Annotated in this window: 11 protein-coding genes and 1 riboswitch; of the genes, 2 read left to right on the top strand and 9 right to left on the bottom strand. The window is 36.5% G+C overall.

Going from position 1 to position 12711, the window contains the following annotated elements; genetic code table 11:
• Nucleotides 1-155 precede the first annotated feature (155 nt).
• Complete coding sequence (locus tag IGL28_RS04950) at nucleotides 156-1028, top strand: ROK family protein (RefSeq protein ID WP_010737353.1); 873 nt, start codon at nucleotides 156-158, stop codon at nucleotides 1026-1028.
• Between the two features lie 311 nt (nucleotides 1029-1339).
• Here IGL28_RS04950 and rpsA read toward each other — a convergent pair whose 3' ends face one another.
• From rpsA to IGL28_RS04925, 5 genes are all read right to left on the bottom strand, one after another.
• Nucleotides 1340-2572, bottom strand: coding sequence for a 30S ribosomal protein S1 (rpsA, locus tag IGL28_RS04945; protein ID WP_010719568.1), 1233 nt, complete (start codon nucleotides 2570-2572; stop codon nucleotides 1340-1342).
• Between the two features lie 124 nt (nucleotides 2573-2696).
• Nucleotides 2697-3374: a (d)CMP kinase gene (gene cmk / locus IGL28_RS04940; protein ID WP_010719569.1), complete on the bottom strand. Its 678-nt coding sequence runs from the start codon at nucleotides 3372-3374 to the stop codon at nucleotides 2697-2699.
• A gap of 46 nt (nucleotides 3375-3420) precedes the next feature.
• Complete coding sequence (locus tag IGL28_RS04935) at nucleotides 3421-4047, bottom strand: SAG1386/EF1546 family surface-associated protein (protein WP_010719570.1); 627 nt, start codon at nucleotides 4045-4047, stop codon at nucleotides 3421-3423.
• Nucleotides 4048-4131: 84 nt separating this feature from the next.
• Nucleotides 4132-5523, bottom strand: coding sequence for a RecQ family ATP-dependent DNA helicase (locus IGL28_RS04930; RefSeq protein WP_034700267.1), 1392 nt, complete (start codon nucleotides 5521-5523; stop codon nucleotides 4132-4134).
• Complete coding sequence (locus IGL28_RS04925) at nucleotides 5507-6535, bottom strand: helix-turn-helix domain-containing protein (RefSeq protein WP_081128713.1); 1029 nt, start codon at nucleotides 6533-6535, stop codon at nucleotides 5507-5509. The genes IGL28_RS04930 and IGL28_RS04925 overlap by 17 nt, the downstream gene beginning before the upstream one ends.
• 30 nt (nucleotides 6536-6565) lie before the next feature.
• On the opposite strand from IGL28_RS04925, the gene IGL28_RS04920 reads away from it, so the two are divergent.
• Nucleotides 6566-6784: a ferredoxin gene (locus IGL28_RS04920; protein WP_010719573.1), complete on the top strand. Its 219-nt coding sequence runs from the start codon at nucleotides 6566-6568 to the stop codon at nucleotides 6782-6784.
• Nucleotides 6785-7154: 370 nt separating this feature from the next.
• Here the strand turns inward: IGL28_RS04920 and IGL28_RS04915 are convergent, their stop codons facing one another.
• The 4 genes from IGL28_RS04915 to IGL28_RS04900 all read right to left on the bottom strand — a co-directional run bounded on the left by IGL28_RS04915 (nucleotide 7155) and on the right by IGL28_RS04900 (nucleotide 12393).
• Nucleotides 7155-7880, bottom strand: coding sequence for an alpha/beta hydrolase (locus IGL28_RS04915; protein ID WP_164885449.1), 726 nt, complete (start codon nucleotides 7878-7880; stop codon nucleotides 7155-7157).
• Nucleotides 7881-8166: 286 nt separating this feature from the next.
• Nucleotides 8167-9507, bottom strand: coding sequence for a M20 family metallopeptidase (locus IGL28_RS04910; RefSeq protein WP_081128717.1), 1341 nt, complete (start codon nucleotides 9505-9507; stop codon nucleotides 8167-8169).
• 151 nt (nucleotides 9508-9658) lie between these two features.
• Nucleotides 9659-11182: a YfcC family protein gene (locus IGL28_RS04905; protein ID WP_010719576.1), complete on the bottom strand. Its 1524-nt coding sequence runs from the start codon at nucleotides 11180-11182 to the stop codon at nucleotides 9659-9661.
• A gap of 596 nt (nucleotides 11183-11778) precedes the next feature.
• Nucleotides 11779-12393, bottom strand: coding sequence for an ECF transporter S component (locus IGL28_RS04900; RefSeq protein WP_010737347.1), 615 nt, complete (start codon nucleotides 12391-12393; stop codon nucleotides 11779-11781).
• Nucleotides 12394-12514: 121 nt separating this feature from the next.
• A riboswitch (FMN riboswitch) is annotated at nucleotides 12515-12638 on the bottom strand.
• Nucleotides 12639-12711 lie beyond the last annotated feature (73 nt).

The following is a 12711-nucleotide window of genomic DNA, read 5'->3' as shown; positions in this document are numbered from 1 at the left end:
TGCGCGATCTGATGTATGTATTAACTGGAATAATAGGGATTTTTCAAAAGAAAATAACAAATAAACGAGTTAAATTCTTTAAAAATCTGAACAATAAATTGGTTAAATGCATAACTGCCCATGAAATCATCTTTAACTATAAGGAGAAATGTTTTATGCTATACGGTGCAATTGAAGCAGGAGGAACAAAATTTGTCTGTGCAGTTGGTAATGCACAATTAGAGGTTATTGAGAGAGTGAGTTTTGAAACTTTGAATCCAGGAGAAACAATGCCACAAGTTGTTTCTTTTTTCAAAAAATATGAAACAGAATTGTCCAGCATTGCTGTTGGTTCTTTCGGACCTATTGATATCCATCCTGAATCGAAAACATATGGATATATAACCTCAACACCTAAAATACCGTGGAGAAATTTTGATTTTATTGGTTATCTAAAAAGAAATTTTGAGAAAATTCCTTTTTATTGGACAACTGATGTCAATGCTGCAGCTTATGGAGAATATATAGCTGGACATGGTCAAGGCCATTCATTAGTTGTTTATTATACAGTTGGCACAGGTATAGGTGGTGGTGCACTGCAAAATGGAAGATTTATCGAGGGATTCAGTCATCCGGAAATGGGGCATATGATTGTACGTAATCACCCTGACGATCACTTTAAGGGTAACTGCCCTTATCATCAAAATTGTTTAGAAGGTATGGCAGCAGGACCTGCTATCGAAAAGAGAATAGGAATTAAAGGTCAAGATTTAAAGGAAGATCATCCTTTTTGGGACATGGAAGCTTTTTACATTGCCCAATGCATTCATAATACTACAATGATGTTTTCACCGGATATTATCATTCTAGGTGGCGGTGTAATGAAACAAGTACACTTACAAGAGAAAATTCATCGTGAATTTTCAAAACTTAATCAGAATTATGTTGCTCATCCGAAAATAGAAGAATATATTGTTTTTCCAAAATTAGGAGATCAAGCTGGAATTATCGGTTGTTTAGGGCTAGCCCAAAAAATAGCTTCTAATTAAACAATGATAGAGTTTTGATAGTAGTTTGACAGAAATCTCCAGCTCTGATAAATAGTTTAAGCAAATCATCTATCTAATATCTCCAATTGTGAATACAATATGGCATTTGCACAGCCATTGGGTATGGTCTAAACGATGTACTTTATTAGGTATTCCTTAACCCTTCTCACAGCAGTTGGTTTTATCTTTCACTCGATTTGTGAGTTTAACTAGTTCTAATGATAATAACAGAAAAAGATCAATCAATGTTGTAAACATTGATTGATCTTTTTGTCTCATTTCAGTCTTTTTAAAATGAACACTCAAAAATTTTATTTTTCTGAATCATCAGTAGTCGTTTCTTCGACTTCTTCTTTCAAAGCATCACCTAAAAGATCACCCATTGTGAAACCAGTATTTTCTTCTGGTAATTCATAGGTTTCAACATCTTTTGGTTCTTCTTCCGATGCTGGTTTTTCTTCTAAAGCCTTGATGCTAAGGGCAATACGATGTTCTTCAGGATGTACTTCTAAAACTTTTACTTGCACTTCATCCCCTTCATGAAGTACTTCATGAGGTGTAGCGATGTGCTTGTGAGAGATTTGAGAAATATGAACCAGACCTTCTACCCCTGGGAATACTTCTACAAATGCACCAAAGCTTGTCAAACGTTTCACTTTTCCATCTAAAACTGAACCAACAGTGGCTTTTTCTTCAATATCAGTCCAAGGCCCAGGCAACGTGTCTTTAATTGAAAGAGAAACACGTTCTTGTTCAGGATTAATCGAAAGAACTTTTACTTTTACTTCATCCCCAACTGCTAAAGCATCACTAGGCTTCGCCACATGGCTATGTGAGATCTCAGAAACATGGACCAATCCATCAATTCCACCTAAATCAACGAAAGCACCAAAATCAGTAATACGAGCTACTCGTCCGTCGATAACGTCTCCCTCGTGAATATTGGCTAGAATTTCTTTTTTCTTTTCTTCTTTTTCCGTTTCCACAACTGCTTTGTGTGAAAGAATTAAACGGTTTTCTGAAGGTTCGATCTCAACGATCTTGAACGCCAATGTTTGACCTTTGTATTCTGAAAAATCAGCAACAAAATGATCTTCCACCATTGAAGCTGGTACAAAACCACGAACACCTACATCAACGACTAAGCCGCCTTTTACGACATTCGTCACAGGTGCTTCGATGATATTACCTGCTTGGAAATCTTTTTCGATATCTTCCCAAACTTTTTTGGCATCCAAACGGCGTTTTGAAAGCAAATAGCTACCGTTTTCTTTATCTTTTCCGATAGTACTGATAACTACAAGTTCTAGAGTATCTCCTACTTTTACTACCTCGTTGATATCTTCAACAGGTGAAGTAGACAATTCTTTAGCAGGAACGACGCCTTCAACTCCGGCACCTTCGATCCCTACCACAACTTGTTTATCTTCGATTACTAAAACTTCGCCGGATACAACGTCTCCAACGTTTACTTCTTGGACGCTATTCATTGCATCTTCCATTGATTGACTGTTTTCTGTTTGATTTTGTTCAAATTCTGTCATAACATTTGTCCTCCTAACCAACATTCTGCCGTAACAACGGTACTAATTTTAGTTTAATTGATTATTAAAAAAAAATAAAGCGATTTCGTTTGGTTTACCCTAAAAATCCTGAGTTTTTCCCTTTTTACAAAAGATAGCCTTTTTCTGTGACCACTTTTTTGATGGATTGGACAACTTCCGTAATCGATTTTCCAGTAGTGTCGATTCGAATGGCATCATCCGCTTGTCTTAAAGGGGATACTTTTCTTGTAGAATCATAATGATCTCTCTCTTGGATTTCCTTCGTAAGAGTTTCCAACTCTGTTGGTATCCCTTTTTCAATATTTTCTTTATAGCGTCTTTGTGCCCGTTCTGTTACACTTGCTACTAAAAATATTTTCACTTCTGCCTGAGGTAAAACAGAAGTACCAATATCTCGTCCGTCCATTACAACCCCACCATGTTCACCAATTTTACGTTGGATCGAAACCAGTGCTTCACGTACTTTTTGATGAGCAGAAACTTCAGAAACTGCCTTGGTCACATCTGGCTGACGAATTTCTGTAGTTACATCTTGGTCTGCCACCAAAACGTGTTGACCGTCTGTCTCTTGGATAAAAGAGATTGGATAGGCTTGGATCAGCTTTACGAGTTGCTCTTCATCTCCAAAAGGTACTTGATGTTTTATCGCTAGATACGTAATGGCACGATACATGGCGCCTGTATCGGTATAAATATAGTTGTATTCTTTTGCCAAAATTTTTGCAACAGTACTTTTACCTGACGAAGCAGGTCCATCTATTGCAATACTGATTTGTGTCATGCTATAACTCCCTTTTCAAAAAAAAAGCCGCAGATCGCGGCTAAGATTATTTAACTTTTAATTGTTGTCCAGGATAAATCATATAATTATTTGGATCTAAACCATTTAATGCAAATAATTGATCAATAGTGATCCCGGCACGTTCAGCTACTTGTTTAGGTCCGTCACCTGGTTGAACAGTCACTGTTGATCCATCTGCAGCAGCCGAAGAGGATGGTGTTGTCGCTTCTTCTACCGTGCTCGTTGGTTGTGTTTCTTGTTGGTAAGTAGACGTTGTCGAAGGCGTTGTTTCCTCTGGTACAGTAGTACTTTGTGGTGTACTTGCTACTACTGATTCCGTCTGAGTAGTACTTTCTGGTTCCGTACTTGATTCTTTTGTTGATGATACTTCTGATGACGTCGTACTTTCTACTACAGAAGATGTTGTTGTAGTTGATGACGCACTTGAAGCATTGGAAGAACCATTTCTAATCCAGAAGTAAGCTCCCGCTGGAATTGCAATACACAATACTAATAATACTAAGAAGAGAGACAAAAATAGCGTGTTGCCTTTCTTTTGTTGTCGTTGAGAACTTCTTGAAGAAACTTCGTCTTCAGTGTCATAAATCGGTTGTTCCCATGGCTCTTGTGTTTCATTATTTTCTGATGAATGATGTCTATCTTTTCTGCTCACCTTATTAACCTCCTAATTTCTATCGTGAATATTATACCATAGCCAGAACGCGATTGTCTTATAAATTTTCTATCCAATGTTTTTTTAAAATAAATTTAGTAAAATATCTTGCCACTGTTTTAGCTCTACAGATGGGCTGACTTCTCTATTTTCCTGACTCGTAAGGACTGCTCCATCAATATCACAACATTTTTCTGGTTTTTTTATCAGTTTCTCCCCAAAGTATTCAAGAATCAGCGCTCTTCGACAAGTCTTTGCATTGACATAATGAAGCATTTGTTGTAGTCGATATTCCTTTTCTTTTTCTTGACGTTTTAGCCGATTTAACCACTCTTGCGGATTGCTCGTTTGTGCAATTATTTCTAACCATTTTTGTTGAATCTCATCGAATTGTTCTTGTTCATTGCTATGATATTGCAGATAAATTTCAAAACTTTGTCGTTGTTCTCTAGAAAGTTGATTAAAAAAATAATGAATGCGTTCGTCATTTTCTTTGTATAAAAGAATCGCTTCACTCGCCTGTTGGTCTCTTCCCGCACGCCCGATTTCTTGAACATAATTTTCTAAACTATCTGGTAAATCGTAATGGACAACATAACGGATATCTGGCTTATCGATGCCCATACCAAAAGCATTCGTCGCAATCAAAAATTGAAGTTTATTTTGACTAAATTGTTGTTGCAACTGTCGCCTTTGTGATGCCTCTAATCCACCATGATAATAGCCGATAGTAAAACGTGAGCGAAATAGCTGATACAAACGCTCTACCTCTTTCTTTGTCGCACAATAAATAATCATCGAGCCTTTTGCTTGTTTCATCAGGTCCTCTAGATCAGCTTCTTTTTGGGAAGTCTTTTTGACATATAAAGCAATATTTTGTCGATTAACCGAATGGATAATTCGAACTGGCACTTCTTGAAACAAGACAGTTTCAATATCATGTTGCACGGCTGTAGTAGCGGTTGCTGTCAAGGCAAGCGTTACTGGAGAGCCTAATTTCTGAGCAATTTCTCCTAGTTGTTGGTATTCCGGACGGAAATCTACCCCCCACTGAGAAACGCAATGCGCCTCATCGATCACATATAACCCAATTTTTTGTTTTTGTAATTGTTCTATCACATCTTTTTGCGTCAACATTTCTGGACTTAAAAATAAAAATTTATAATTGGACAAATGATTTAACACATAATATCGTTCTGTTCTAGATAGTAAACTATTGAAAGCAACAACTCGCTTTTCTCCTTGTTTCTGTAGTTGCATCACCTGATCCTCCATCAATGAAAGCAAAGGTGAAACAATGATAACCATTCCTTCACGCAGATAACCGGTCAGTTGGTAGCATAGACTTTTTCCATTTCCTGTCGGTAACACTGCGAGGACATCTTGGTCATTCAATAAAGACTGGATGATTTCTTCTTGTCCTGAACGAAACGAAGTAAATCCAAAACGTTTTTGTAGTTCATCCTTCAGCGACATTCTTCAGTTCCCCTTTCAATACACCAATTTGATAAAAACGAAACTCTCCGTAATCTAGTGGTGCGACTTCATTTAATTCTCGATAATTCCATTCTTTGATGTTCGATAGTTGACTTAGTCGCTTAAATGTCTGCTTGGTGATCATTTTTTGATAAGGAAAATCAGTTAAATAAAGTTGCCATTCGATCAAATGATCGGTTACTGTTCCTCTTTTTAAATGACGTATCTTCATTACTTCATCAATTGAGCATCCAGATAAAATCAATTTTCTCGTCGTTAACATACTTTGATTGAAGTTTTGCATAAGTAGTGGTGAAACCAATTGAAAAAGCAACGAATCTTTTTTTTCTTCGATTGTTTTTAGCAGCAGGTGTACTTGCTTTGCTTCATACAATTCACGTTGCACTTCATTGGTTATTTCTGTTAATTGATAAGTTAATAGACCAGGTGACCGGATACCTGAAAATTGATTGGCCAGAAAGTTAGCCGATTCAGATGTCATCGTTGAAAAGATTTCACTCAGTTCTTGGCTTAATTTTTTTGCTAAGGTTTGTCGATCTAGTTGTGTGTCAGCTAACCATTTTTTTACTTGGATAGTATAATAGGGACTAGTTTCAATCGGTAAGTATTCCTTTTTATTATTTACCAGATGAGAGACAACTTGAACAGCAAACTTGATCAACCGCCAACAATTCTCAGCGGTTCTTCCATAACGATCATAATGGAGCCCTTCTAGATCAATTATTTCTTCTGCTAAAGCTTTTTCACCTAAATGAGTGATCATCACGCCATCTTCTAGCTGAATAAGGAACTTTTGGTCAACTAATTGGTCAATGATACGTGTAAATTCTTCTTGATTCATTTTAGGAAAACTACCATGTATAAATAATAAATGGTTTAAAAAACTATAAATCAATACCGAACTCGTTCGTTTTCCTGTGATAACTTGGTATAAGGAGCTGATCCTTAACTTGTTTCTTGTTGAAAATAAAGCTAAAATAAATGAAGTCATATTACTCCCCTTAAGAATAGGATGGTCAAAATGTCATTACTATGTAAATTAGTACCTGAGCGCTGTATCGCTTGTGGTCTTTGTCAAATCGAAGCCCCAGATATCTTTGATTATGATGAAGAAGGAATCGTTTTATTTGCGCAAGAACCAGAAGCTCATCAGCAATTTGTTTCTCAAACTGACGAGGAAGCCGTCAGAAAAGCTTATCAAAAATGTCCAGTAAGAGCTATTTTATTAGAGAAATCATGAAAACTAGTTAACCAAATGAATATAGATCAATGTAAGTGTTTCTAACAATGATGATTTGAAAAGTAGGCAGTTGACCTAGAAATGGTGTCTGAACAAATTTCTTTCTATGTTCAAGTGAAAGTTTGAGTTGATTTATCTCTAGTCTATTTATATAAAGATTGTGACTTATGTAGCTCTTCGGCAAAGTTTCTGAATGGACTTCTGAACTGCGTTAGATAGAGTCATGAAAGAAGCGGGAAGCTACGATAACAATAAGCTTGAATTTTTTTAACAGTTTCTCATGTTTAAAAAAATTCAAGCTTATTTCAAAGAGCTGATGCACACTTTTTACTCATTTTTAAAGTGAGCTGTAAGATTTAGGTCTCGAACTCTATTCTCCTAACCAATTGATTAACGTATTGGTAATCGCTGTTTGTTGGTCTTCGTTTGTAATCTTAGCTTTACCGTCTCCCTTTTGTTCCCCATAGCTGCCAAATCCGCCATGATTTCCTCCATTAATCGAAACATATTCTGTTTGCTCAGGTAAATATTCTTTAGCTGATTCATAGGCTTTTTGATTCAAGACTTTATCATTAGAAGCAGTCAGGCTTAATACAGGTAATGTCGTTTTCGCCAATGTACCTTTTTCATCAGGATAGCTTGCTAAGAAAAAGATTCCTTTTAAGTGTTTGTCAGAAGAATACTGATTAGCATAGCGACTCGCCATGACGCCCCCCAATGAGTGTCCACCAATCACATAATTTCGATTTGAAAAGTCTTCTTTGATCTTATCTGCCTTATTCCCACTAAGTATGGCTAAGTCAAGAGGCATCTTAGCGATTGCTACGGAGTACCCACTTTTTGCTAATTGTTCAGCCCAGACACTATAACTAGCTGGTTCAACCAAAGCACCTGGATAAAAAATAACCAGTGGTTTTTGACTTTTTTCTTTCGTCTCAAAAAATAAATAATCTTTTTTATCTTTTCCATTTTGGGCTATTTGACTTGCTTGACTAGATGGTTCATAGGTATTTTGTTGTAAATAGTAGTACCCAGCGCCTCCTGCTAGCCCCAAAAAAATAATTATACCAATTAATACTCGCTTAAATATCTTCACATCTCTCACCTATTCTCCTTTTATCGTACCTATTGATCGATTATAAATTCACACTAAATAAAATACGAATAAATTGCAACTCTTTTTTCTTGAAAAAGAATAAATTTGTTTAGCCAGTGGCACTAAATGCGATCTTTCTTAGACCTGACTCTTCCCCTCTACAAGACCCACTATAACAAAACAAAAGGCTGATGAATGTACATTGACCTTCATCAGCCTTTAACAGTAAGAGAGCAGTTTCGTTCTCTATTGAACTAAAGTGTATTTAGTTGAGCATTTCAAATGATTATTTTCCACACAAACGGTAAACAGCTTCTGCATAGATTTCCATTGCTTTGTACATGCTGCTTAGTTCCCAACGTTCATTTGCCTGATGCATAAAATCAGGGGTATCTGGGAACATTGCACCAAATGCTACACATTGGTTCATCGTCCGTGCAAAAGTTGCACCGCCAGATACAAATGGTTCAGTCATATCACCAGTAATATCACGGTAAGTTCCTAAAAGATTTTTGATCAATTCACTGTCTAATGGAACATAAAGGGAATCTAAAAAGTCAAATTCTTCATAAGTCAAGTCATACTTTTTAGCAGTTTCTGTTAGTTTTTCTACGAGTTCATCTTTTTTGAAAGTTACTGGGATACGCATGTCGACCCCGATTTTAGTTTGTTCAGGAGTGATTTCCAGACTAGCAAAGTTCATTGTCAATTCGCCAGATTGTTCATCCACCGTTTTTCCTACCACGTTTTCACCAGTAGCATTTTCTTGAACTAATTGACCTAAGAAGTTGATTGGAGCAAAATCAAATACTTCAGAAAGAGCAATCGCTAAACGAGAGATTGCATTGACACCTTCTGCTGCATCTTTGGCATGGATACTTTTTCCAAGAACGACAATTGATTCTCCTTGATCTTCAAAGTCAAATCCATGTTTTTTCAATGCTTCTTTGACTTCAGCTAATTTTTCACCAGCATAAGGAGCTGCATCTGGAACGACATTCAGTGCGCCACCAGCTTTAACTGAAAATTCAGATGTTCCCGGTCCAGTTAGGTAAGCTTGTAGTAATCCTTTTTCAGCATAAATCAATGGAAACTCTGCATCTGGTGCGAATCCTTGCGTAATACCTTCTTCTTTTTCGTTGTATTTATCTAAACAACGCCACAAGTTTTCTTCATCGGTTCCAAAAATAAATCGGATACGTGTATTAAATTCAACGCCTGCATCCATCAAAGATTTGACAGCATACATTGCAGCGATGGAAGGTCCCTTGTCATCTTGTGATCCTCGTCCAATCAACCAACCATCTTTGACAGTTGGTTCAAATGGTTTAGAATCCCAATTGTTTTCATCGCCAGCTGGAACGACATCCATATGACACAAGATACCAAATAGCTCATCGCCAGATCCGACTTCCGCATAACCATAATATCCTTCTGGATCTTTAAATGTCTTAAATCCTAGATTTTCACTGATTTCTAACACTTTATCCAATGCTTCGATCACTTTTGTCCCAAAAGGATGCCCTTCACCAGTATCTGATTCGTCCAGAACTGAAGGGATTCGAATCAATTCATTTAAAGATTCCAATGCTTGTTCATGATGTTGTTTTGTTACAAATTGTTTCATGTTACTAGCCTCCTAATATAATAAAAAGGTTATGTCAAAACAACAGACACAACCTCTTTTTTCAAACAATAAATAGTTGAGCTTGGATCTTGTCCATTCACATCAAGTAAAAAACCATGTACACTCTAAGTCAACGGTTTTGTCTACTTTGTTATAACATTGCCGCTACACCTAAGATAACACAAATGGCTACAAATAGGATAGCAATCAATTTTCCTGTGAATTTCCACCAAACGGAAATATCAAAACGAGCGATCGCAACAGCCCCCATAACGATTGCTGATGTTGGTGTGATCAAGTTGACCAAACCAGATGCTGATTGATAAGCAGTGATAACTAAATCTTTACCAACGCCTGCAAATTCACCCATTGGTCCCATGATTCCCATAGTAGCTGCTGCTAGTCCAGAAGTTGATGGGATCAAGAATGACATAGGGATATAGAAGATAAACGTTAAGATCAAGAAGACACTAGATGACAATGAACTTAATCCTTGTTCACCCCAATGTAAGATCGTATCAGTAATTAAACCATTATTCATCACAACTTGGATACCACGTGCAACAGCTACCACGATCGCAACACCGATCAAATCTGAAGCTCCTGCTAAGAATTCAGAAATAAAGACTGATTCTTTCATTCCGTAAGTGATTGCCACTACAATAGCCATCACTAAGAACAACATGGTAATTTCTGGGAAATACCATTCTCCTAAAGGAAGCATGTTTTTACCTAAAACAGTTCCGACTACAGGTAACCCTGTTAACCAGTTAGTTAATGATTCAAAAATCGTAAAGTTTTTATTCAATGTTGTCCAAGGAATCAAACTAATGATCATAATACCAAAGGTAATGAAAAATAGGATATTTACATGTTTTTGTCTTTTAGTAATTGATTCTTGACGACCAATTGAATCGATATCAAAATGTTTGATGTCTTCTTCACGTTGTTTATATACAAGTGATTTCGTTGGGTCTTTTTCCACTTTAGATGCGTAACGGTAGACATAAGCAATTGAGATAGCCAATAGTACCACGAACATCAAGAAACGTAACCCGATTCCTTCACCCATTGAGATACCAACTGCTTGAGAAGCCACCCCAGTAGCAAATGGATTAACGGTTGAAGCTAAACAACCAACTTGTGACCCTACTAAAACAATAGCTACTGCAACAACTGTATCAAACCCAACAGCCATCATAACAGGAATCAATAAAGCATAGAACGGAATAGTTTCTTCCGCCATACCATAAGTTGAACCACCTAATGCAAATAAGATCATCAACACAGGGATCAACATTTTTTCTTTCCCTTTAAAGCGTTTTACAACGGAAGCAATCCCTGCATCCAAAGCACCAGTTTTATTGATAATACCTAAGAAACCACCCACAACTAAAATAAAGAATGAAATTGGAATAGCAGCCGGTGTTTCTTTCGTTAATTCCCCAGCAGGTACACCTAGCATCCCATTAATCGGTGCCATAAAGATATCCCATAGCCCCTGAGGATTTTGCTCTACTCGTTCATATGATCCAGCAATGATGTTGCCTGCATCATTGACACTATAATGTCCAGCTGGTATGAACCAAGTTAGTACAGCGATAATCGCAATAATAATAAATAAGACCGTATACGCTGAAGGCATTTGAAATTGTTTCTTCTTTGTTTGTTCCATGTTCTTCTCCCTTTCTTGTAACATTAGAATCTTATAAGAGTGATTCCATCAGTTATTTTATCAAAAAGAATACGATAACCAAAACAATAACCTATTGATTTGGCAAATTTTATTCAAAAATCCTGCTTTCACTCCTTTCTCTATAAAATTTAAGGTAAAGCTTTTTCAATACAATTGTAGCGTTTTCCACTTCCATTATAACAAAACTATTTATCATTCAAAAAGTGATTAATTTCACATTTTGAATCATAAAATACATTTTTATGCATAAACAAAAGAAATACTCAAACACCGTTTATAAAACGCTTACACAACGTGGGTTAATGAATTTTTTTTCATTAAAATTTCCGATATTTTTTTATTTCCTTGAATTCTTTTTAGAAAAAACAATGTTTATTTTCTCATCCCCTTTTTTTCTAATCGTTGGACTACTTTTTCAGAAATACTAGTACTGACAAAAACGGCTCCTTAACTTTTTATATTGTAAAAGTTAAGGAGCCTTGACTGATTTTTTTAATGATAAAATAATTAAGAAAGTGGCATCAATTCATGCTTCCCTCTAAAAATGGATAAACGAGCATGAGCTGCTGTACTATTTATTTGTTATTCGTCACTGTATGTCTTTGTGCCAACTGGTGTTGTTTCCGACTTAACCATGGCAATAATTTTGCGTGTAAAACCAAAAAGGCAGCACTGACGATAAATCCTTTAATGATATTAAATGGGACGATTCCGATCAGGACATAATTAGCTAACGGCATCCCTAACATTTGATTAGCATTTAAACCTAAAAACATAAGGTACAATGGGGTAATCACAAAATAGTTTGCGACACTCATGAAGATCGTCATTGCGATCGTACCAGAAATCACACCTAAAAACTTATTTTTCCCTACTTGAGTCTTCTTACGGAAGAAGTAGAAAATAGGTAAGGTAAAGATAGCTGTTGCTAAAAAGCTGGCTGTATCTCCTACCAAATTATCTGGTGAAAAGCCAGTAGTGATCAAGTGTAAGATCGATCGTAAGAAAGCTGTAACCAATCCAGCAACTGGACCAAATAAAAACATACTGATCAGTACTGGGATATCACTAAAATCGATCTTTAAAAAACTAAAGGCTGGCATGATCGGAAATGCGATATATTGCAAAACCAATCCGATCGCAGCAAATAATGCCACAGCGACCATTTTTTGTACACGGGTGTTCTTCATTTGAAATCCTCCTGTTAGGACTCCTCTTCAGCGAACTTTTCGACGAACTTTTTGCAAATAAAAAAACTCTCCAATAACAGGGAGAGTTAGAGTTATTTGGCAAAAAACTACGTCAAATAAGCTCTATCTTCTTTATCCAGACTATACTGTCGGTATCGGAATTTCACCGATTCAGCTACTTAGGTAAAGTAGGTCGTGGACTATAACCACCGGTCGGGAATTTCACCCTGCCCCTGAAGACGAACCATTTATAATTTTGTTTACCTTTACATTATACATCGCTTGAGAAAAAATGCAATCATTTATTCTTATAATAAG

The organism is Enterococcus sp. AZ077 (assembly GCF_051714965.1).
Taxonomy (GTDB): Bacteria; Bacillota; Bacilli; order Lactobacillales; family Enterococcaceae; genus Enterococcus_B; species Enterococcus_B hirae.
This window is presented reverse-complemented; position numbering and strand designations above follow the sequence as displayed.